This window comes from Streptococcus infantis, assembly GCF_015546995.1.
GTDB lineage: Bacteria > Bacillota > Bacilli > Lactobacillales > Streptococcaceae > Streptococcus > Streptococcus infantis_J.
In genome coordinates, this window is sequence record NZ_JADMUH010000018.1 from 1 (window position 1) to 21095 (window position 21095).

At 38.4% G+C, this 21095-nt stretch carries 22 protein-coding genes and 2 pseudogenes; 6 read left to right on the forward strand and 18 right to left on the reverse strand.

The genetic code is table 11. The features are described 5' to 3' along the window. The 4 genes and pseudogenes from I1J71_RS06710 to I1J71_RS06725 all read right to left on the reverse strand — a co-directional run. Positions 1–217: pseudogene (locus I1J71_RS06710) on the reverse strand (CPBP family intramembrane glutamate endopeptidase); the annotation flags it as partial. A gap of 567 nt (positions 218–784) precedes the next feature. Beyond that, positions 785–1369: a hypothetical protein gene (locus I1J71_RS06715; RefSeq protein WP_001005371.1), complete on the reverse strand. Its 585-nt coding sequence runs from the start codon at positions 1367–1369 to the stop codon at positions 785–787. 5 nt (positions 1370–1374) lie between these two features. Beyond that, a complete protein-coding gene (locus I1J71_RS06720; protein ID WP_001270697.1) occupies positions 1375–2262 on the reverse strand; it encodes a nucleotidyltransferase in 888 nt (295 codons plus the stop codon). A gap of 134 nt (positions 2263–2396) precedes the next feature. Then, on the reverse strand, positions 2397–2795 hold the full coding sequence (locus I1J71_RS06725; RefSeq protein ID WP_004261296.1) for a zinc ribbon domain-containing protein: 399 nt from the start codon (positions 2793–2795) through the stop codon (positions 2397–2399). 30 nt (positions 2796–2825) lie between these two features. Between I1J71_RS06725 and I1J71_RS06730 the strand changes: the two are divergent. The 3 genes and pseudogenes from I1J71_RS06730 to I1J71_RS06740 form a co-directional block, all read left to right on the forward strand. Further along, positions 2826–3005, forward strand: a pseudogene (locus I1J71_RS06730) (DNA polymerase); the annotation flags it as partial. Beyond that, positions 3002–3370 (forward strand): hypothetical protein, encoded by a 369-nt coding sequence (locus I1J71_RS06735; protein ID WP_000567197.1) that lies wholly within the window; start codon positions 3002–3004, stop codon positions 3368–3370. The pseudogene I1J71_RS06730 and the gene I1J71_RS06735, both read left to right, overlap by 4 nt. Continuing rightward, positions 3357–3656 (forward strand): DUF5960 family protein, encoded by a 300-nt coding sequence (locus I1J71_RS06740; protein WP_001072467.1) that lies wholly within the window; start codon positions 3357–3359, stop codon positions 3654–3656. The genes I1J71_RS06735 and I1J71_RS06740 overlap by 14 nt, the downstream gene beginning before the upstream one ends. 117 nt (positions 3657–3773) lie before the next feature. Here the strand turns inward: I1J71_RS06740 and msr(D) are convergent, their stop codons facing one another. The 13 genes from msr(D) to I1J71_RS06805 all read right to left on the reverse strand — a co-directional run bounded on the left by msr(D) (position 3774) and on the right by I1J71_RS06805 (position 16534). Then, a complete protein-coding gene (msr(D), locus tag I1J71_RS06745) occupies positions 3774–5237 on the reverse strand; it encodes an ABC-F type ribosomal protection protein Msr(D) (RefSeq protein WP_000420313.1) in 1464 nt (487 codons plus the stop codon). 119 nt (positions 5238–5356) lie between these two features. Then, entirely contained in the window at positions 5357–6574 is a 1218-nt protein-coding gene (mef(A), locus tag I1J71_RS06750; protein ID WP_000417519.1) for a macrolide efflux MFS transporter Mef(A), read from the reverse strand. 385 nt (positions 6575–6959) lie between these two features. Further along, positions 6960–7130 (reverse strand): hypothetical protein, encoded by a 171-nt coding sequence (locus tag I1J71_RS06755; protein WP_000873143.1) that lies wholly within the window; start codon positions 7128–7130, stop codon positions 6960–6962. Between the two features lie 391 nt (positions 7131–7521). Next, positions 7522–8877: a 23S rRNA (uracil(1939)-C(5))-methyltransferase RlmD gene (gene rlmD / locus I1J71_RS06760; protein WP_178895063.1), complete on the reverse strand. Its 1356-nt coding sequence runs from the start codon at positions 8875–8877 to the stop codon at positions 7522–7524. Between the two features lie 74 nt (positions 8878–8951). Further along, positions 8952–9926: a DUF1002 domain-containing protein gene (locus I1J71_RS06765; protein WP_178895064.1), complete on the reverse strand. Its 975-nt coding sequence runs from the start codon at positions 9924–9926 to the stop codon at positions 8952–8954. Positions 9927–10161: 235 nt separating this feature from the next. Then, positions 10162–10764, reverse strand: a complete 603-nt coding sequence (locus I1J71_RS06770) for a lysozyme family protein (RefSeq protein ID WP_178895065.1) — start codon at positions 10762–10764, stop codon at positions 10162–10164. After that, entirely contained in the window at positions 10764–11738 is a 975-nt protein-coding gene (locus I1J71_RS06775; protein WP_178895066.1) for a nucleoid-associated protein, read from the reverse strand. The genes I1J71_RS06770 and I1J71_RS06775 overlap by 1 nt, the downstream gene beginning before the upstream one ends. Before the next feature lie 6 nt (positions 11739–11744). Further along, the gene (gene glyA / locus I1J71_RS06780; protein WP_178895067.1) at positions 11745–13001 is read right to left on the reverse strand and encodes a serine hydroxymethyltransferase; all 1257 of its coding nucleotides are present in this window, start codon (positions 12999–13001) and stop codon (positions 11745–11747) included. Beyond that, positions 12998–13444 carry a GNAT family N-acetyltransferase gene (locus I1J71_RS06785; protein ID WP_178895068.1) on the reverse strand — a complete coding sequence of 149 codons (447 nt, stop codon included), beginning with the start codon at positions 13442–13444 and terminating at the stop codon, positions 12998–13000. Before I1J71_RS06785 ends, glyA begins: the two co-directional genes overlap by 4 nt. 1 nt (position 13445) lies before the next feature. Then, positions 13446–14048: an L-threonylcarbamoyladenylate synthase gene (locus I1J71_RS06790; RefSeq protein WP_178895069.1), complete on the reverse strand. Its 603-nt coding sequence runs from the start codon at positions 14046–14048 to the stop codon at positions 13446–13448. Next, complete coding sequence (gene prmC / locus I1J71_RS06795; protein WP_178895070.1) at positions 14032–14868, reverse strand: peptide chain release factor N(5)-glutamine methyltransferase; 837 nt, start codon at positions 14866–14868, stop codon at positions 14032–14034. Before prmC ends, I1J71_RS06790 begins: the two co-directional genes overlap by 17 nt. After that, entirely contained in the window at positions 14868–15947 is a 1080-nt protein-coding gene (prfA, locus tag I1J71_RS06800) for a peptide chain release factor 1 (protein ID WP_178895071.1), read from the reverse strand. The genes prmC and prfA overlap by 1 nt, the downstream gene beginning before the upstream one ends. Beyond that, positions 15944–16534, reverse strand: a complete 591-nt coding sequence (locus I1J71_RS06805; RefSeq protein ID WP_016465889.1) for a thymidine kinase — start codon at positions 16532–16534, stop codon at positions 15944–15946. The genes prfA and I1J71_RS06805 overlap by 4 nt, the downstream gene beginning before the upstream one ends. A gap of 123 nt (positions 16535–16657) precedes the next feature. Between I1J71_RS06805 and I1J71_RS06810 the strand changes: the two genes are divergently transcribed. Together I1J71_RS06810 and mnmE are read left to right on the forward strand one after the other, a co-directional pair. Further along, the gene (locus tag I1J71_RS06810; protein WP_001117401.1) at positions 16658–16840 is read left to right on the forward strand and encodes a 4-oxalocrotonate tautomerase; all 183 of its coding nucleotides are present in this window, start codon (positions 16658–16660) and stop codon (positions 16838–16840) included. Between the two features lie 114 nt (positions 16841–16954). Next, positions 16955–18328: a tRNA uridine-5-carboxymethylaminomethyl(34) synthesis GTPase MnmE gene (mnmE, locus tag I1J71_RS06815; protein WP_195184190.1), complete on the forward strand. Its 1374-nt coding sequence runs from the start codon at positions 16955–16957 to the stop codon at positions 18326–18328. A gap of 285 nt (positions 18329–18613) precedes the next feature. On the opposite strand, the gene hemH is transcribed toward mnmE, so the two are convergent. Then, positions 18614–19708, reverse strand: coding sequence for a ferrochelatase (hemH, locus tag I1J71_RS06820; protein ID WP_195184191.1), 1095 nt, complete (start codon positions 19706–19708; stop codon positions 18614–18616). A gap of 154 nt (positions 19709–19862) precedes the next feature. Between hemH and pepT the strand changes: the two genes are divergently transcribed. After that, the gene (pepT, locus tag I1J71_RS06825) at positions 19863–21086 is read left to right on the forward strand and encodes a peptidase T (RefSeq protein ID WP_195184192.1); all 1224 of its coding nucleotides are present in this window, start codon (positions 19863–19865) and stop codon (positions 21084–21086) included. The last annotated feature ends 9 nt before the right edge of the window (positions 21087–21095 follow it).

Below are 21095 nucleotides of genomic sequence, written 5' to 3' on the forward strand. Positions count from 1 at the left end.
CAAAATGTTTAAATTTTATATTATTACTTTTCAAATAAAAACCACTTGCAATAGCTGGACCAAGTGCGCCTACTATATGTAGTGTTCTCCCTATAATCGTTTCTAATCCCAAAATATGAGATTGCGTAATTATGGCGAGAAGCCCCCATGTTATATAAGTAATTCCAAATGTACAATAAAGATAATTTTTTAAATTCTTTTTATCAATTTCTGTCATTTCATTTCCATATCTTGATTATTTTAAATGTAATATTTGTTACTGCTTATTAGTTGGTCTTGATTATAACCACCTATATTTTATCACAAAAATACAAAAAAAGCCTTACATTCAAGGCTTTACATTATTGATTCATATCAAGATTTCTAGGCTTTTACGAGCAACACTACACACTAGGAGCTTCGCTGTTACCGTATCGTTTCGTCGTAAACTCCTCACTCTACGACAGCTATACCATGGGCGGAAATCTGCTTCTACTTTGCTGATGTCTCAGCTTGTACAAGCAGTGATACTGCCTCAACATGATGCGTTTGTGGGACTCAAAAGGTTTGGGTGAACCTTTTGAGGATTAAGCACGTTTCACTAACAAACTCACGCACTCAACATGTCTTGACGGTTACTACCTATACTGTGAAACGAAATCAAAGCTGCTGAATATCCGTATTAAACTATTAAACGTAACTAATGCGAGTATTTACGGCTTCGTTAATATACAGTATTGTTACATCTATGCCAAGTTTCCGATAGTTAGTTCTTCTTTCTTTATTTAAATCTTTACAAATCCAACTAGCGAGAAGGGTTGTTTATCTCAAAACTCATTGAACCTTTGGTTCCTCGATTAGTATAATAATTTCCTTCTAGTTGATTTGGATTATCAATATCAAGAATTACCGTCCCATAATGTATAGGACTTTGCAATTCAGCCCTTGGGCTATTTAAATATGTATAAATTAATTTTTGTGTTCCATTATCATTGATAATTGATGCTGTAATGCTATGGCTCGAACTTTCACCCGTTTTAAACTTAACTTTAATAGTCGTAAATGACTGTTCAATAGTAAGTTCACAATTTCTTTCATTCTGATCATAGTCCGTCTTGAAACTACCTACATAATTCGCAAATAAAATTGGAACATTATGAATCTTAGATAGTAATGGCCACCGCCATGCTGTTTTTTCAAAAATAGCCATAATAATTGCTGTAACTGATATAGCTTCACCAATATACCCAATGGCTGAATATACCAATGCCAAAATATCAGATTTAAGATTCACTGCAATCTCTTGGCCACTTATTAACAATCTTAATAACAAGCAAATTGCAAAAACCCATATTGTAATATTCAAAAATTTTTTCTGCTGTTCATTCATAAGTTTTATTTATAATCCAAAAATTCAATCATTCTAACTAAAAAAGTTTTTGTATCCTGTAAATTCCATTTCTGCTCTGAACGAAAAAGGTAATACATTCCACTTACTTCAACCCAATTTAAATTCACTTGAGACACTATGTAATATAACGCTTGCTGTAACAACCCTGTGTAGCTATTACTATTGAAAAACATCTGTTCAGGTATATTCCAGACCAAACATTCTATCAAATATGAAGAAATGCGTTCGTTTGTCAATCCTAGCTCCTGCATCTCGTTCTTAATATGCTTCATAATCCTAACTAAATATTTATATTTATAGTGAGTAGATTTATTCTTAGAGATACCATTTTGTATATGAACTTTAGGATAATTAATTACTTCATAATTTCCGTTTGAGGTAAAAAATTTGATGCCTTCAACAAATTTTTCAGATGACCTGCTACCAATATATCTATAATTTCGATATTGAAAACATGGGACTACATCTGCATTTACGTGATATGAGTTAGAATTAATATTGATACACTTATTGCCAATAGAAACTGATTCTGCACCAAATTTTGAAATTAACGCTTTAATCACTTCGTTTTTAAATACATTAGCATTGGTGCTGCTACTAGAGTAATTATAGTCTAGGTCCGATAACCCATCTACATACTCACAATAAAATAAAGATTTCACCATGATACAGATATCAATGTCGCTATTTTTCTTTACATTCGTATTATTTGCATAAGAACCTTGGGCAAAAATTTCATATTCATACTTTGAAGAGAGCCCACTCCTTTCTATTGCATCTTTAATCATTCCAATAGTATTTTCAACCCGTGTTTCTTCAGTGGCAGATAACGGCTTAATCCATGATTGTAATGCTTCTTCAGAATATCTCATTATAAAACAACTCCATTTTAGTTTTTTGGTTAATTCATAAAAAGTAACCGATATTAAAAAAATCCTACATATAATTATACCACTAAACAAGAAAAAAGGCTGCAAACATAGTGAACTATACTATGCCTACAGCCTTATAAATCAACTTCTGTTCCTTCCAAAAATCTAACGGTTATCTGTCCATCCTCCGAAATCAAAATACTATCTAGTACCTGACACATCTCAAAGGAATCATATTCCCAACACTCCTTATTTATCAATTCAGCCAGTAACACACTGTAATGCTTTTCTAATAACTGGTTTTCTTCCAAGATCTTATTCCACTTTCCATGCAACAAATCCATATTCTCACTCAGTAGTTTAACTGCCATCATTACAGCTTTCTCTAGTGTTCCCTCATCGATATGGTTATTCTGACAACCAATCTGTCCCTTTACCTTATAACGGTTGTTACACTGCCAAACTTTACGTTTGCCACGACTGGTCGTCCAGTTCTTACGTCCAAAAGCTGAACCGCATTCTGCACAGAACACCTTGGTAGTAAAAGGGTTGTCCTCATTTTGCATGATGTAGAAGAAATTGAAAAAGAAAATAGACTTCAGACAGCTATTGATGTTGTCAGAGAACAGTTTGGCTTTTTAGCCATACAAAAAGGAACCGTCCTAACTGAAGGTTCCTAAAATATTGAACGCAGTAAACTTATTGGCGGTCATTCCGCTGGTGGATTGGAGGGATTAAAATGATTGACCGTTCATCCTTACCATTTCAGTCAGCAAGAGAGTACCAGGATACAAAGATGCAAAAATGGATGGGCTTTTTCCTATCTGAACATGCATCAGCACTCTCTGATGATACAAACAAAGTAACGTACATGTCTGACTTATCACTAGAGAAGAAATTATTACTCCTCAGTCAAGTATACGCCGGGCAGCTACGCACACGCATTCAAGTGATTGAAAAAAACAAGCGTGTTTCCTACACTGGAACAATACCAAGTCTGACCAAAGATTTCATTTTGATAAAAACTACAACAGGTCACATCAATTTGAAATTAAAAGACATTATTAGTATTGAACTTGTCGAGGAGGTGCTCTATGAATCAGCTTGAGTTTCAGCGTAATCACCTACAAATGGACTATTATAGCGAGAGCTACCAAGATTTTGAACGTGACTTCTACCGCTACTCTAACATGAATATTCCATTGACCTTCCTAACTGATGATATCCTAAAAACAATGGCGACTTCACGTAAGAATTACTTTGTCCTCAATAAGGAAAAGTCCAGAGATAACCGCGATCACTTCTTCATATTTGAAGTAAGTACCGTAGATGAGAATCCGCTAATCTATCATTATACATATAAGAAAACTACAATATATTTAGCAGAAAAATAGGAGCAGTTCAATTGACTGTTCCTATTTTTAATATTCATAAAATCTAAAGTCTTTATACTCTTTAACAATGGAGTCGCCAACCAGAACAGACTATACTGACCAGCGACTACCTTAAATTTAATGTTTCAGATTTATTTTCTTATCTCTAATTTCATAAACTACATCTGCTACATTTTCGAGTAATCGTTTATCGTGGGTGATAAACACGATAGTTCCGGTGTACTCCTTCATTAGTATTTCCAAAGCCTCTAAACTTGGTATGTCAAGGAAGTTACTGGGTTCATCCATTATTAGGATGTTATATCTACCCATGAGCATTTTAGCAAGCAACAATTTTATAATTTCTCCACCGCTTAAAACAGATAAACTTTTTCCAATATCGTTCTGTTTGAACCCCATAGATGCTAGCACTGAACGAATTTCTGATATATTGTAGTCACAATCCTTCTGCATAAACTCCATAACATTCTGATTACTGTTGTACTTGTAACCATTCTGTGCAAAGTAACCTATTTTTGCCTTAGGCGAAATAGAAATTCCTTCTTCATGGTTTAAGATCATTTGGATTAAAGTTGTTTTTCCGATTCCATTACCACCAGTTAACGCCACTTTTGCTCCTAACGGAATTTGAAAAGATGCATTTTCAAACAGAGCCTTATCCCCAAATACTTTATTAATTTCTGCACCGACTATAGGGTATGGATTATGGAGCTCCAATGCTTTACTTTGCCTGAAACGAATTCTGCGAATGCCTTCCGGAGCTTCTACTTTTCCTAAGGCCGCAATCCTGTGCTCTAGGGTTTTAGCAGCATTATACATCTTTTTTTCCTTACTTCCTATTGATTTTTGATGAGCTAAACGCCCTCCGTCTTCAGTACTTTTTTTCTTTGAAGAACCTTTTGCCTTCTGTTCTATTTTACGAGCCTGTTTTCGCTTTTCCTCCGCAGCCCTTTCCAATCGGGCACGTTCCGCAATAAATTGTTCGTATTCTGCAGCTTGGCTCTTACGTTCTTCCTCTTTCTGACGAAGATAATCAGAATAGTTTCCCCAATACTCAGTGATTTTGCCATCTTTCAGTTCCCATATTTTATCTACTATTTCATCAAGAAAATAGCGGTCATGGCTAATAACTAACAGTGCACCTGTAAAATATTTTAGCTGTCCTATTAGAAAATCAATTCCTTCACGGTCTAAATGGCTCGTAGGTTCATCCGCTAAAATACCATGAACCTGTGCCGATAAGGCCTGTGCTATTTTAAGCCTTGTTTCTTCACCACCGCTCATAGTCTGTATATTTAATTGCTCAACACCTAGCTTGCCTACAAGTGCAAAATCTTTTTCCTCCTGCAGAGTTACTTCGTCCAACTGGGGAATATAGGCAAGTTCACCCAGACGATTCATTTTACATCCTGGGGGAGTTAATTCTCCTAAAAGTACCCTGAGTAAAGTGCTTTTTCCAGCACCATTTGCTCCTACTAAACCAATACGGTCATAATCATATACTTCTAATTCATTTATATCTAAAACATCGCGTCCTTTGAATTCCACACGAATGTCTTTTGCTTTTAATATTAATTCCATAACATTTCCTCCTGTCTATAATCGCATGCTTTCATTTGCTTGTATGCAGGGAAAACCCTGCGATTTTAGCAGGAAGAGTTACATGAAAATAAGATACATAAATATTCCTCCAATATTGTTTATTTTAAATCTAATTTTCTAACCTCAGTTATCATTTGGCAAACTATAGCAATGCCAATAATTAAAATACCTGATAGTAAAAACCAATGATTTACACCGATTTTATCAGCAAAGAATCCAGAAAGAATTAACCCAATTGGCATAGCAAGTGACATGATACTTCCGATCAAAGAAAATACACGTCCTAAATATTCAGGCTTAATTTTCTCCTGAAAAAGAGCTGTTTGCACACCGCTATAAAATGGCACCGAAAGCCCCATTATTGCACAGCAAACTACGAATATTACAAATCCATTTGGAGGAAGTATTCCCGAAACGGCTAAACTGGTCCCCATTATAAAAAATGAACTTGTTATTAGTAATACATGCTTTTCGAAGCCCCCTAATCTTCCTAATAATAAGCCTCCTGCTAGCATCCCAAATGCAAAGGAAATTTCCGTAATAGAAATATGCACAGGCGTTCCATTAAAGTGTTCCATGCTTATTAAAGGAAATAGTGCATTGATTGGCATATAAACAAAAGTATATAGTGTTCCTAAGAGTAATAAGGCAAACAATCCTTTGTTTTGTCTCAGAACCACAACTCCTTCTTTCATCTCCCTTATGAAATTTGGTTCTAAACTTTGCACTTGATTACCCAGCTTAGGTATACGTACAATTGCTACCGTAATAGATGCAATCACAGCACCCAATACGTCGATGGCAATAATAGCATTTAAATCCCAAACGGAGTATAAGAGTGCTGCAACTGCCGGACTAACAATATAGCTTATAGACTGCAAAGACTGACTATAGCCTGCGCATTTCGTTAGCTGTTCTTCTGGTACTAAAAGTGGTGTAACCGCATTGAGTGCTGGGGTATGAAAAGCTGTTCCAATGCTACGGATAAACAATACTATCATAATCATCCAGACAGGTAGCTCCATACAGAATGCAACAATAGCAAGCACTGCACCAGCTGCTGCGATAATTAAATCGGCACCAATCATTATCTTCTTCCTATCATGACGATCCACTAGCACACCAATGGCAGGTCCCAAAATCGCATAGGGTAAAAAACCTACTAATGAAGCCATAGACAAGACCATCGCAGATCCTGTTTTTTCTGTAAGGTAAAAAATAATCGCCATTTGCAGGATGGCACTAGTGATTAATGATACTGCTTGCCCTGCCCATATTGCATAAAATTTTCGTTTCCAATTGTTGTATTTTTCCATTTATATTATCTCCTGCATATTATTTTGCTTGAATTTCTATTTTGAATAGCATTCTAGGCAATAAAAAATGCAGGCCAAACCCCACAATGTGGCTTTTGGTCTGCATACATACAATTTGGAAACATTCATATTAAAGACATAGTTAAATAAAGGTATAGTTAAATAACCAATATCCTCACCGTAACTAATGAATGCTCAATATCGTATAAATAAGCACAACAAAAAAGCCTATCATCGGGTATAGATTCTGCTTTTTTTATTGCCAGCTTATCTTAAACGCATTGAGGCTGTCATAGTTTCGGTTCCTCCTACATCTTTGTTTATATCAATTTATAGTATAACACAACAAGATGATATGTTCAATATAAAAGTTATGGAATGAGACTCATACTTCCAATTCGATGCCAGATTTAAAGGATATGACGAAGTTTTCTTCATAGACTGTAACGCTCTGGATTATCTTCCTTAGTAGCAAGCGATTAGCTTTCACAAAATCTTCTGTTTGTAGTTTTAAAAATTCATCAGGATTTTCTAACTCAACCTCAAAATATTTCATTTTACATTCCCTCATTTCATTTATTGATAAATTGAGTTTGCAAAAAAGAGTGGACAATTTTTGTCTACTCTTAACCTTTAAAATAGTTTTTTTTAATCGATTTGAAGTTGCCTAAATTATTACTTATTCGGTAAAATGAAGTATTGCTTTCAACAGATTTCCTTCAACTACACTTCACTTGATTCAAACAAGGTGGGTACATTTCTATTCCCACAAACTCCTTGTCAATGGAAACAAACACGTACCCACAGGGTAAATGGAAATAGAAACTGATAATTTCTAGCTATCACTTCTATTCATTCCAAAAATTTTCTCACTCTGATACTTCCCCACGCCAATACAAAAAGCCTTGCAATCAAGGCTTTTCGTTATCCCTTTCATTCAAAGGTTTCTAGGTTTTTACGAGCAGAGCAACACACTCCACGTGGTGCGTCTGCGGAAATAAATCCACAGGCTGGACTTTCTTCAATTCATAACCCAACTCTTGATAGAGTTTGATATCACGCGCCATGGTGGCGACATTACAGGAGATATAGGCGATGCGGTCAGCGCCTGTTTGGGCGCTTGCTTTGATGAAGCTTTCGGTCAATCCCTTGCGTGGTGGATCGACTAGGATAGCAGTTGGTTGAACGCCTTCCTTGAGCCAATTCTTCATGGCATTTTCAGCAGCTTCACAGACATAGTGGGCATTGGTGATGCCGTTCAATTCTGCATTCTTCTGGCTATTTTCTACTGCTTCTGGGATAACCTCTACGCCATAGACTTCCTTGACATGCTTAGCGACAGATAAGCCGATAGTCCCTATTCCTGAATAGGCATCGATCACCACATCATCTTCTTTTAACTCCGCAAAGTCAATGGCTGTTTGATAGAGTTTCTCCGCCATTTCTGTATTGACCTGGTAAAAGGCTGGTCCAGAGATTTGGAAATCATTGCCCAACATTTGGTCGGTAATGTAATCTTGACCATAAAGTGTACGCCATTCTTTCCCGAAAATCGCATTGGTGTTTTGGTCATTGATGTTCTGCATGACAGACACAATCTCTGGGAACTGCTTGATGACTTGTTCAATCAACTGTTCAACTCGGAAAATTTTAGGACGAGTTGTCACCAAGATAACCATAATTTGACCTGAATGATGGCCACGACGTACAACAAGGTTACGAATCAAGCCAGAATGTTCCTTTTCATCATAGGGTTTTAAGTCATAGCGACGAAGCAAATCACGTAGTGCAAGAATAACCTGGTCAATGACTGGATCCTGGATATAAAAATCTTCCAAGGGCATAAGGTCGTGAGAATTCTTACGGAAGAAACCAGTTTCTAGAACACCATTTACTCGGCGAACAGGTACCTGAGCCTTGTTACGGTACTTAATCGGATGTTCCATACCAAGAGTATCAGCAACCTCTACATCCGTGATACTAGCAATCTTGTATAGGCTGTCTTTTACTTGCTTCGTTTTGAACTTGAGTTGCTCTGGATAAGCTAGATGACCTAGGTCTGCAATCCCTGAACGCAGGTAAGCCAAATCTAAGTCTTGATTACGATGTGGAGATTGAAGAAGGTATTCCTCGACCTTACCAAAACCAACCTTTTTATTAACTTTAAGGACACGCATGAGGATTTTCTCAGTCGGTAGAGCATTCTCAACAAAAAAGACCAAGCCATCTACCTTGGCAACTCCTGCTCCTTCATGTGTCAAATCGACAATCTCTACTTCTACAATATCATTTTTCTTTAACATATGTTTCACTTTCTATGAGCCGACAAAAAAAGACGGCAACAATCCTGTTACCATCTATTATACCATGAATTGACCTAAGCACCAAAACTCTTGAAGAAATCAAGGATGGCTTGCCAAATAGAGCTAAGGATATTCCCACCGTCTTGAATAGCTTTATTGGCATCAAAGTTAAGGTCGATATTACTGAAGCTGTCACCAGCTTGCGCAACGATACTTTGTTTCAAATCTTTTAGAGTCTTTGTAAAGTCTTCATTGTTGAGAATATCGCTCTTTGATAGATTGAAGGCAAAGTTGATAATGACATTGACCTGGTTGCCTGTAACAACTTGATCCAGTTTGTAGTTCTTCAAAGTATCTTCGACAATCTTACGAACATCGTCTTCTGTAAGTTCACCTTTGGACTCTTTTGCCTTAGCGACTGCAGCCTTGATATCAGCAAGTGCAACGTTCAGTTTATTGGCATCGAATCCTGATTTGTCCTTGTTTTCATCGTTAATATCAGACAAGGCCTTGAGCTCTTCCTGAGCCAAGTCTTTATTTTCTTGTGGTAATTTTACACCATTTGACTCAAGGGAATAGTAAATACCTGCTAGGGCACTTTCCCCAGTAACTGGAATTGGAGCTGCAACGGTGATACGCGCGTGTTCGACACCCAAGGTAACAGCTGCATTACGGTACATGTCTTGGGTTACTTTTGTGATATTTTCAGGTGTTTCAATCTTGACTTCAAGTGGAGATTTATCTCCTAATTTTTGAATTTTTGCTGATGAATAAAGCTGAAGACTAGAATCGTTTGCGACATTCATAATCTTTGAATAGACATCGGGTGTCATTGTCTTCAAGTCTTTAGTATCTTTAGAGGCATCATAGCCTAGTTTTTTTAGTGTTTGATTTTTTTGATCTTCTGTTAGTGAAGAACCCAAGACGTACTCAGGTTGAACATAGGTTTCATCAATTACTTTTTGAACATCAGTTGCTGCATAAACGTTTTGCAATGTTGCAACCGCCAAAAGAACTGCAGCACTCGTCAGAAAGAATTTCTTTCGCATGAGACGTTCCTCCTTTTCTACTCTAGCATATTAAAGTATCCTTAAAGAAAACTTATAAAAGAGAGTGGGACAGAAATCAGTAATTCGTTAGAATTCGATTTCGTCGTCCCACCTCCGCACAGTTGAGTAGGGCTGTAAAAGCTGATGAAATCAGCGTAGTAGAGCCCACTCAACCACTGCGTCTTGCTCGATAATCCAAAGACAATTGAGAGGCTAGGACTTTTATCCCAGCCTCTTAAAATAGATTAAAAATTTTCATGATATAGAGATTTACTTGAACCTGTCTAGAGTAATAATAGTTTCCCCCATCGACATAGAGTTCTCCACCCTGAAAAATGGAAATAGGATTGATGTAGCGATAGGTTTTTCCTGTTGTATTCCCTAATGTCGGCGCAACTGTATCTCTAGAATATTGTTTAGCTAGAGCAATCGTGTTTTTCTTGCCATTTTGGGCGATAAAATCAATATAAGCAGGTCCAAAGTTATAAGCTTGAATGGCTGTCCAGACATCCACTCCTTTTTCTTGAGCCAGATAGAGATTTTCTGTCAAAGTTTGAACACCTTGACGAATACTACTTGCATTATCGTTAATGGTATCAGTGGAGCCGCTAGCAGATTCACTTGACTGCATCACGTCTCCTTCTTTACCTTTGGTTTCTGTATAGATCATGGCGAGCACAAGCTCTTCGTTTGCTGGAGTATCTCTTTCATTCAAGATTTCACGAACCATCGGTTGATACGTCATGACTTGTTTGACATCCTGACGAATGAGATAGGCTTTGTATCCAGCGAAAAGGAAGACTGCTAGCACCAGCACTCTTCGTATGAATTTAAACATTATTTATTTTGAATATCCTCGATGTTTTTGATTAAGATAGAATAGGTTCCATTATCGTTTTGGATGAACTCAACAGATTCCGCATCTTGATAGACATTGTTTGGTACGATTAGTTCAATCCCGTTTGACAAGGAAAGTTTCTGATTTTCAAATCTCTTCAACTGACGACTAGCATCAATCTCATCAAACTGTACAGGCTCTGGCACTGCTTCTTTGACCTGGTCAATAAAACTGAGACGAGCTGTTAGATTATTATCAAAGAGATCATTAGCTAATTTTTCTGGAGAGAGCTCATTGTTTTCCTCAAGATTGTTGAAAATCGCAGATTTTACTTTTGATTGAAATTGAAAATCATCCGTGTTAAAGGTTTCGGCAATTTTCTGAGCAGTTTTTTCAAGTTCCTTGATTGATTTCTTAGGTGAAATCTTTGGTTGAGCTTGAATAAGATTCTCAGAAAAATAGTTTAAAAAGGCTCCATTGTACTTGATCCGTTTTTCAATCAGGTGATACTTGCGGTTTTGAAGATTAACCACAAGGGCTTCATCAGCTCCAGTACCAAAACCTGGTAGATTATTCTGAGTCAGTTTGATTGGATTATCAACTTCACCACCTAGGTGTGTTAAGGTTTCTCGCAATGCAATTCGAAGGAAGGCAAAGTGTCCCACTCCTTCTTTTGAAAACTGTACAAAGACTAAATCGTTTGTCTTTTGATTTTCAGATACAGAGAATTCCTCTTTCCAAAGATTGGCAATCGTCACAGATGTTTTCATTAAATCTTCTGTAATGTTGTTGAAAAATGGGTTATCCTCTTCAAAAATACCAGTTTTAGCATCATCAGAATACACACGCTCCACTTTTTTACGCAAGTATTCCTCTATTTTTGGAGTGATATTGAGAAACTTATCCGCTAGGAACAACTCTGTGTCATCAGGACTGAACTGATGGATAATGGCTTTCTTAATATAAATATCCATAAAATATTAGTCCTCGTATAATGGGAAGGCATCCGTCAAGGTTCTGACTGCACTTCTCACTTCTTCTAAGACAGCTTCGTTTTCTGCATTCTTAAGGGCTTTAATAATAAGTTCAGTAACTTGACGACTTTCTTTTTCACCAAAGCCACGAGCAGTAATTGCTGCCGCTCCAATACGAATACCACTAGTCTTAAATGGTGACAAGGTTTCATAAGGGATAGAGTTCTTATTTAGGGTAATATTAACTTCATCCAGCAAGTTTTGAGCTACTTTTCCACTTTCTACAACCTTAGTAACATCCACTAGGAAGAGGTGGTTTTCAGTGCCACCAGAGATAATACGGAAATCAGGATCTTTCAGGAATACTTCAGCCATAGCCTTACTGTTCTTGATGACCTTAGCAGCATATTCTTTGAAGGCTGGATCCAAGACTTCTTTGAAGGCAACAGCCTTAGCAGCAACAACATGCTCTAAAGGACCACCTTGGATACCCGGGAAAATAGCAGAATTAATCTTCTTAGCTAAGTCTTCATCATTGGTCAAAATCAAACCACCGCGTGGCCCACGAAGGGTTTTGTGGGTCGTTGTAGTTGTGATATGTGCGTATGGCACCGGGCTTGGGTGAAGACCAGCAGCAACCAAGCCGGCAATATGAGCCATATCTACCATGAGTTTAGCACCAACAGCATCAGCAATTTCACGGAATTTTGAAAAATCAATAATTTGAGAATAGGCTGAAGCCCCTGCTACGATTAGTTTGGGTTTCACTTCTTGAGCTTGTTTCAAGATGGCGTCAAAGTCTAAAAGTTCGGTCTCAGGATCAACACTATAAGAAACAAAGTTGTAGGTTTGACCAGAGAAGCTTACAGGAGCTCCGTGAGTCAAGTGCCCGCCTGCTGCCAAATCCATCCCCATGACCGTATCACCTGGCTCAATCAAAGCCATGTAAGCTGCACAGTTGGCTTGACTTCCTGAGTGAGGTTGGACATTGGCAAATTTAGCATCAAAGATTTCTTTCGCACGTTCAATAGCTAGAGTTTCGATAACATCTACTACATCTGTACCACCGTAATAACGACGTCCTGGATAACCTTCGGCGTATTTATTAGTCAAGATAGACCCTTGAGCAGCCATAACAGCCTTAGAAACTACGTTCTCTGAAGCGATTAATTCAATATTATTTTGTTGGCGTTCCTCTTCTTTGGCAATGGCATTCCAAAGATCCGCGTCATAGGCTTTAAAATCATCTTTGTCAAAAATCATAGGTCTTCTCCTTTTATTAATTTAATGAATCGTTTCTGCATTTTATCGCAGGTATAACCAACTCTTTCATAAAATGCATGCGCACCTGTACGATGGTCTGCAGAATTTAAGCGAATAAAGTTATAGCCACGTTTTTCTGCTTCCTGTTCTAATCCTTCAAGCAAAGTTTTACCGATTCCTTTACCTTGTGTTTGAGGTAAAACAGCTAAAGCTAGGATATTAAAACCTGGTTTTGAATAAAGGGATTCATAAACCTCAGCATGAACATAACCAAGTAAGTCATGGCTAATTGAATCCTCAAAACCAAGTAGGAAGTGATGGGAGTCTTGTGTCAACTTAGCTAGTTGACCAGCCGTTTCCTCTGGACTAAAAGCATAACCTAGCGCTTCTTTGTTAATGACACAAATTGTTTCGACATCTGTCGCTTTCAAATAACGTAGCATATCATACCTCTTCAAAAGAAATTTCACGTATCTTGGCAAGAATATCTTCTTGTTTAATTGATCCTTGGCGTAGAATCTTCACCTTGCTGCCAGATAAGTCTATAATAGTCGAATCTTGACCTGTTAAAAAAGCATCATCTTCTATTCCCAGAACCTCTTGTCCTAAGTCTTTTAAAATTTCTTTAAAGCTAACTCCACTTGTATGTCCTGAAATATTTGCAGACGGGCCGATTAAGGGACCAAACTCACGAATCAATTCTAGAGTGACGGGATGACTCGGCATGCGAAATCCAACAGTCGTCAAGTCTGAATTAACCCAGTAAGGGACCTTGTCATTAGCTTCTAGGATAATGGTCAATGGACCAGGAAGAAAACTATCAACAAGTTTTTGTAAATAAGGTGGCTGATTCTTAGAAAAGTTCAAAATATCGTCTAGATGAGCGACATTAAGATTAAGTGCCTTGTCTCTTGGACGACGTTTAAGCTGGTAGACAAGATTAACAGCTTTTTTATCTAGCGCTTTTGCAAAGAGACCATAAACTGTTTCTGTCGGCAAAACTACAGCTCCACCTTTTTCCAACTCTTGCTTAATTTTCTCCATCATCAATGACAACCATCCTATCTTGACCAAATTGGTCTTTCAGAGTACGAACTCGTTTCTCTGGAAGATTTTCCATAAAGAGAGCGGGTACACTTTGACCTTGTTTGTAGCCAATTTCAAGATAAATCTTACCACCATCAGTTAGATAGTCTTTGGAACCTTCCGCGATTTTGCGATAGATTGCGAGACCATCCTCGTCAGCAAAAAGTGCCAAATGTGGTTCTGAATGCAAAACATTCAAACCAACCTCTGTTTCATCTGCTCGAGAAATGTATGGTGGATTGGATACAATTATATCATATTTTGAAGAAATTTCGGAGAAACAGTCAGATTTGATAAAAGAGAGATTTAGATTTTGAGCGTAAGCATTCTCCAATGATAAGTCTAAAGCATCCTGTGAAATATCTGCAGCCGTAACTGACCAATCTGGTCTATTTTTCGCTAAAGCAAGGGCTATCGCTCCGCTTCCTGTTCCGATATCAAGTACCTTGAGATTTTTCTCAGGATTTTCAGTCAAAATGAGTTTCACTAACTCTTCTGTCTCTGGTCGAGGAATCAAGACTCGCTCATCTACTTTTAACTGCATCCCATAGAATTCAGCATGACCGATGATGTACTGGGCAGGTATGTGGCTAGCTAGCTTGATGTAAATATCCTCTACAAATTTGTAATCTTCATCAGTGACTTCTTGCTGAAGGGCAAAGACAAAGTCTGTAAAAGATAGATTTTTTAGACTACGATAGACAAAAGAGAGGCTTTCTGCTTCCTCTCCTTGTGCTATCAACTTTTCCTCAAAATCTTTAAATATTTGAGCTAATTTCATTATTTGTTTAATTCTTCCAATTTTTGTGTTTGGTCAAAAAGAACTAAAGCATCTACAACTTCATCTAGTTTACCAGCTAGAATTGTATCAAGTTTTTGTAAAGTCAAGCCGATACGGTGGTCCGTCACACGGTTTTGTGGGAAGTTATAAGTACGGATACGTTCAGAACGGTCACCAGTACCGATAGTAGACTTACGCTCAGCGTCCTGCTCGTCTTGGGCAATCTGTGCAAAGTGGTCAGCAACACGCGCACGGATGATCTTCATAGCCTTCTCACGGTTTTTCTGCTGGGTACGTTCTTCCTGCATTTCAACCTTGATATTGGTTGGTAAGTGAACAATACGGACAGCTGTCGCAACTTTGTTGACGTTCTGTCCACCAGCACCAGATGCGTGGTAGATATCCACACGAAGGTCTTTTGGATCAATATCGTATTCTACTTCTTCGACTTCAGGCATGACAAGGACAGTCGCTGTTGAGGTATGCACACGACCTTGACTTTCTGTCACAGGGACACGCTGTACACGGTGAGCACCAGACTCATACTTGAGTTTAGAGTACACTGACTGACCAGAAACCATGGCAACTACTTCTTTAAAACCACCAACACCGTTCATTGAGGCTTCCATAACTTCAAAGCGCCAGCCTTGCGCTTCAGCATACTTTTGGTACATTGTTAGAAGGTCACCAGCAAAAAGTGCTGCCTCATCTCCACCAGCAGCTCCACGGATTTCAAGGATGATGTTCTTATCATCGTTTGGATCCTTTGGAAGGAGCAAGATTTTCAATTTTTCTTCATACTCTTCTTTTTCAGCCTTGGCATCTTTGAGCTCTTGCTTGGCCATTTCTTCCAAGTCCGCATCTCCGCCTGATTCTTTAATCATTTCTTCAGCATCGACGATGTTTTGAAGGACTTGTTTGTACTCACGGTAGGCTGTTACTGTGTCACGAGTTGAAGCCTCTTCTTTTGAAAGCTCCATGAAACGCTTGGTATCTGAAACGACATCAGGGTCACTCAGCAATTCTCCTAATTCTTCATAACGGTCTTCTACAGCTTGTAGTTGATCATAGATATTCATTCTGTGTTATTCTCCTTATTGATTTCAGGGGCAAAATAATGCTTACGGCAAACTGAGATATAGGTTTCATTTCCACCAATCTGGATTTGTTCACCATCATAAACAGGCAGTCCGTCCTGCGTACGCAAAACCATAGTCGCTTTTTTCTTGCAATACTGACAAATGGTCTTAATCTCATCAATCTTATCTGCTAAAAGCAAGAGGTGTTTGGAACCTTCAAACAGCTCATTGCGAAAGTCATTCTTCAAACCAAATGCCATAACAGGTATATCTAACTCATCGACAACACGAGCTAAATCGTAAACATGATGACGTTTTAGAAATTGAGCTTCATCAACAAGCACACAGTAAGGCTTTTCAGGCAAATCCCGGATAAACCCAAAGATATCTGTTGTTTCGTCAATGGCAATTGCTGGTCTTTTCATTCCAATGCGACTAGAGACATAACCGACACCGTCACGTGTATCCAGAGCTGAAGTCATAATCACAACTCCTTTTCCTTGCTCCTCATAGTTATAGGCTACCTTGAGAATCTCAATCGTCTTACCTGAATTCATGGTCCCATAACGATAATACAACTGTGCCATGCTTCTATTTCACGTCCATTTCTAATTTTTTGCTACATTCTAGTATACCATAATTTCTCAAAGCTTTAAATGGCAAAATGTGGTAAAATAGAAGAAATCAAATAACTAGTGGAGGACGCAATTATGCCATTTGTACGCATCGATTTATTTGAAGGACGCACGCTAGAGCAAAAGAAAGCCCTAGCTAAGGAAGTTACAGAAGCTGTTGTTCGTAACACAGGAGCACCTCAGTCAGCTGTTCACGTTATTATTAACGATATGCCTGAAGGAACTTATTTCCCACAAGGTGAAATGCGCACTAAATAAAGCTTAAGCAATCTGCTTAGGCTTTTCTTTATAAGTGGCATTCGTTGAATAAAACGCTATATTTTGTTACAATTTTAAATGATATTTGTATATAAATTGTAAAAAGGAAATGAAATGATTACACGTGAATTTGATACCATCGCAGCAATCTCGACACCGCTTGGTGAAGGGGCTATTGGGATTGTTCGTTTAAGCGGAACGGATAGTTTTGCCATTGCGCAAAAGATTTTTAAAGGCAAAGACTTGAGTCAGGTCGCTAGCCACACTCTTAACTACGGCCACATTGTTGACCCTTTGACTGGTAAGGTTATGGACGAGGTTATGGTAGGAGCTATGAAGTCTCCAAAGACCTTCACTCGCGAGGATATTATCGAGATTAACACCCACGGAGGGATTGCCGTGACCAATGAAATCCTGCAATTGGCTATCCGTGAAGGGGCTCGCATGGCAGAACCTGGTGAATTTACCAAACGTGCCTTCATCAATGGTCGTGTAGACTTGACTCAGGCTGAGGCAGTGATGGATATCATCCGTGCTAAGACTGACAAGGCTATGAATATAGCAGTCAAACAACTTGATGGATCCCTGTCTGACCTCATTAACAATACTCGTCAGGAAATTCTCAATACCTTGGCTCAGGTTGAGGTTAATATCGATTACCCTGAGTATGACGATGTGGAAGAAGCCACTACTGCTGTTGTCCGCGAAAAAACTATGGAGTTTGAACAACTCTTGACCAATCTCCTAAAAACTGCACGTCGTGGTAAAATTCTCCGCGAAGGAATTGCAACGGCCATCATTGGTCGTCCTAACGTTGGGAAATCAAGTCTACTTAATAACCTCCTGCGCGAAGATAAAGCCATTGTAACGGATATTGCAGGGACTACTCGAGACGTCATCGAAGAATACGTCAATATCAACGGTGTTCCACTGAAGTTGATTGATACTGCAGGTATTCGTGAAACGGATGATGTCGTGGAACAGATCGGGGTCGAACGCTCCAAAAAAGCCCTTAAGGAAGCTGACTTGGTACTACTAGTCCTAAACGCTAGCGAACCTCTAACTGCCCAAGACCGACAACTTCTTGAAATTAGTCAAGATACTAATCGAATCATTCTTCTCAACAAAACTGACCTGCCAGAAGCGATCGAAACTGCTGAGCTTCCAGATGATATCATTCGTATTTCAGTCCTTAAAAATCAAAACATTGATAAGATTGAAGAACGCATCAATAACCTCTTCTTTGAAAATGCTGGCTTGGTCGAACAAGATGCTACTTACTTGTCCAATGCCCGTCATATTTCATTAATTGAAAAGGCAGTCGAAAGCATACAAGCAGTTAACGAAGGTCTTGAATTGGGCATGCCAGTTGATCTGCTTCAAGTTGATTTAACTCGAACCTGGGAAATTCTTGGGGAAATCACCGGAGATGCAGCGCCTGATGAGCTTATTACTCAATTGTTTAGCCAATTTTGTTTAGGTAAATAAGAAAAACTAGTTTAAAAAATGCTAGTCACCTAAAAAGAGGTTGGGACAAAAAGTTCCCGACCTCACTTTTTATTATCAATCATAATTTGACGCGGTAGCTGATTGAACTTTTTGTTCGTCTTTTAGACTCCAAAAAGCTCCTAATCATCCTCGCGGGGCTGGGACTACGAAATCAAGACTTTGTCTATCGATTTCTATCCCACCGCCTTTTCTTTCACTTTCTAAGTTATATCCTGCCTTAGCGGATATTTGAAACAAAACTTACCAGTTCTTTTCTATTTTCACTTAGTCTTTAGGTAATTTGCCAGCTTTTTCAAGCATTTTTTTGATTAAATAAGGCATCTTGACATTTTCACGACCTTTTTTCTCAATTAATTTTTTGACAAATTCTGGCATTTGTAAGTCTTGTGATTCATCTAAAATATTCTTAGTTTCATCCGAAGGGACTAATTCATCAAAGGTCTCTTCTTCTGGGAGGAATTCTCTAAATTCTTTATGTTCGTTAGCTCGGACAATATTGACCAAGGCATCAATCAAACGAGAATCAGTATTTGGCATTGGTGGACGATGGTAGTTCACACCCAATTCCTGACACAAGTCATGACATTCCACATCGTTGTCAAACAAAACTTCAATGTGTTCACTAATAAAACTAATAGGTACAAAAATATAATGCTCTGGATGTTCTTCCTGTTCTCTAAGATATTCCAAGACATCTGGTTTTATCCAAGGAATACCAATATCACTTTCACTCTGCCAAGTGTTGGTATATTGTTCTGGTTTCAAGCCTAATTTCTCAGCAATTAACTTGCTATTTTCGAAAATCTGGTCGATATAGGGATCACCAAAATCCAAGGCAAAAATGGGCACACTGTGGGCAGAAAAGATGACTTTAAAGCTATCCTGTTTCACCTTTTCTTTTAAAATCTTAGCAATTTCAGCTGTCCAATAGTTTAAGAGCGCTTCTTCCTGATACCAGTCCTTAATAACTAAAAACTGAATTTGTTTACTTTCCAGAAACTTTTCGTACCCCATGACAGAGTAAAAAGAATAGTGTGGCTCCAAAATCAAGCAAATACACTTTTCAATTCCATCTGTTTCCATTTGACGAATCACATCTGGAATAAAGGGAGTTGAAAATTTATTGGCAAAATAGACACTATATTCATTTCCCAATCTAGCTTCTACCAAAGCAACTTCTTCACGGGTAATTTTTTGAAGTGGGGTTCCTCCAATTCGAACATAATTATCATAAAGTGTTTGAATCTCGTGATCTTGAGGTCGAACTCCACGACGAATGTTGGTAAAAAAGTCGGCTACTCCTTCAAAGGTAATCTCTTCTGGTGAACCAAATGTCATCATTAAAATTGCTTTTTTCATCTCTGCATCCTTGTGCTATTTTTATCTTTCTTATTGTATCACTAAAGAAGCCATAAGTAAACGCTAACATAAGGATGTTATCTCCCTTCCGACTTTTGTTTTTCTCTTCTTTCTATGATACAATGGTTTTAAAAGAAGGAAAAAAGGAGTTTTTATGAAATATCCAACATTGTTGGAGCGTTTTTTGACTTATGTCAAAGTCAATACACGTTCTGACGAACATTCAACCACTACACCAAGTACTCAAAGTCAAGTAGACTTCGCAACCAATGTCCTCATCCCTGAGATGAAACGTGTCGGTTTGCAAAATGTCTATTATTTGCCAAACGGTTTTGCCATTGGTACTCTACCAGCCAACGATCCAAGTTTTACTCGTAAGATTGGCTTTATCTCTCACATAGATACAGCAGATTTCAATGCTGAAGGAGTTAATCCGCAAGTCATTGAAAACTATGACGGTGGGGTTATCGAACTTGGCACTTCTGGTTTCAAACTTGATCCAGCAGATTTTAAGAGCTTAGAGAAATATCCAGGTCAAACTTTGATTACTACTGATGGTACTACACTTCTCGGCGCTGATGACAAATCTGGTATCGCCGAAATCATGACAGCTATCGAATATTTGAACGCTCATCCTGAAATTAAACACTGTGAAATTCGAGTTGGATTCGGTCCTGATGAAGAAATCGGTGTTGGTGCCAACAAATTTGATGCAGAGGACTTTGATGTTGACTTCGCTTATACAGTTGACGGCGGACCTCTTGGAGAATTGCAGTACGAAACCTTCTCAGCCGCCGGTGCTGAACTTCATTTCCAAGGTCGTAATGTTCACCCAGGAACGGCTAAGGGACAAATGGTTAACGCTCTTCAGTTGGCAATTGACTTCCACAACCAACTTCCAGCTGGTGACCGACCTGAGTTGACTGAGGGTTACCAAGGTTTCTTCCATCTCATGGATATAACTGGTACTGTTGAGGAAGCGCGTGCTAGCTATATCATTCGTGACTTCGAAAAAGAAAACTTTGAATCGCGTAAAGCTGCTATGCAAGCTATCGCTGATAAGATGAACCAAGAACTTGGTAGCAATCGTGTAACCTTGACTTTGACAGACCAGTACTACAACATGAAGGAAGTCATTGAAAAGGATATGACGCCAATCACCATCGCTAAATCAGTAATGGAAAGTCTTGATATCACACCTATTATCGAGCCTATCCGTGGAGGAACAGATGGTTCTAAGATTTCCTTTATGGGAATTCCAACTCCAAATATCTTCGCTGGCGGTGAAAACATGCATGGTCGTTTTGAATACGTTAGCCTTCAAACCATGGAACGTGCAGTTGATACTATTATTGGAATTGTAGCTTATAAAGACTAAAAAAAGACG

Excerpts from the sequence above, each read along its gene's own strand:
- glyA (WP_178895067.1), bottom strand. The coding sequence starts at position 13,001 with ATGATTTTTGACAAAGATGATTTTAAAGCCTATGACGCGGATCTTTGG.
- I1J71_RS06775 (WP_178895066.1), bottom strand. The coding sequence starts at position 11,738 with ATGGATATTTATATTAAGAAAGCCATTATCCATCAGTTCAGTCCTGAT.
- I1J71_RS06735 (WP_000567197.1), top strand. The coding sequence starts at position 3,002 with ATGATTGACCGTTCATCCTTACCATTTCAGTCAGCAAGAGAGTACCAG.
- I1J71_RS06790 (WP_178895069.1), bottom strand. The coding sequence starts at position 14,048 with ATGATGGAGAAAATTAAGCAAGAGTTGGAAAAAGGTGGAGCTGTAGTT.
- I1J71_RS06770 (WP_178895065.1), bottom strand. The coding sequence starts at position 10,764 with ATGTTTAAATTCATACGAAGAGTGCTGGTGCTAGCAGTCTTCCTTTTC.
- I1J71_RS06740 (WP_001072467.1), top strand. The coding sequence starts at position 3,357 with ATGAATCAGCTTGAGTTTCAGCGTAATCACCTACAAATGGACTATTAT.
- rlmD (WP_178895063.1), bottom strand. The coding sequence starts at position 8,877 with ATGTTAAAGAAAAATGATATTGTAGAAGTAGAGATTGTCGATTTGACA.
- I1J71_RS06715 (WP_001005371.1), bottom strand. The coding sequence starts at position 1,369 with ATGAATGAACAGCAGAAAAAATTTTTGAATATTACAATATGGGTTTTT.
- I1J71_RS06765 (WP_178895064.1), bottom strand. The coding sequence starts at position 9,926 with ATGCGAAAGAAATTCTTTCTGACGAGTGCTGCAGTTCTTTTGGCGGTT.
- I1J71_RS06810 (WP_001117401.1), top strand. The coding sequence starts at position 16,658 with ATGCCATTTGTACGCATCGATTTATTTGAAGGACGCACGCTAGAGCAA.
- I1J71_RS06805 (WP_016465889.1), bottom strand. The coding sequence starts at position 16,534 with ATGGCACAGTTGTATTATCGTTATGGGACCATGAATTCAGGTAAGACG.
- I1J71_RS06755 (WP_000873143.1), bottom strand. The coding sequence starts at position 7,130 with ATGAAATATTTTGAGGTTGAGTTAGAAAATCCTGATGAATTTTTAAAA.
- I1J71_RS06720 (WP_001270697.1), bottom strand. The coding sequence starts at position 2,262 with ATGAGATATTCTGAAGAAGCATTACAATCATGGATTAAGCCGTTATCT.
- prmC (WP_178895070.1), bottom strand. The coding sequence starts at position 14,868 with ATGAAATTAGCTCAAATATTTAAAGATTTTGAGGAAAAGTTGATAGCA.
- pepT (WP_195184192.1), top strand. The coding sequence starts at position 19,863 with ATGAAATATCCAACATTGTTGGAGCGTTTTTTGACTTATGTCAAAGTC.
- mnmE (WP_195184190.1), top strand. The coding sequence starts at position 16,955 with ATGATTACACGTGAATTTGATACCATCGCAGCAATCTCGACACCGCTT.
- prfA (WP_178895071.1), bottom strand. The coding sequence starts at position 15,947 with ATGAATATCTATGATCAACTACAAGCTGTAGAAGACCGTTATGAAGAA.
- hemH (WP_195184191.1), bottom strand. The coding sequence starts at position 19,708 with ATGAAAAAAGCAATTTTAATGATGACATTTGGTTCACCAGAAGAGATT.
- I1J71_RS06785 (WP_178895068.1), bottom strand. The coding sequence starts at position 13,444 with ATGCTACGTTATTTGAAAGCGACAGATGTCGAAACAATTTGTGTCATT.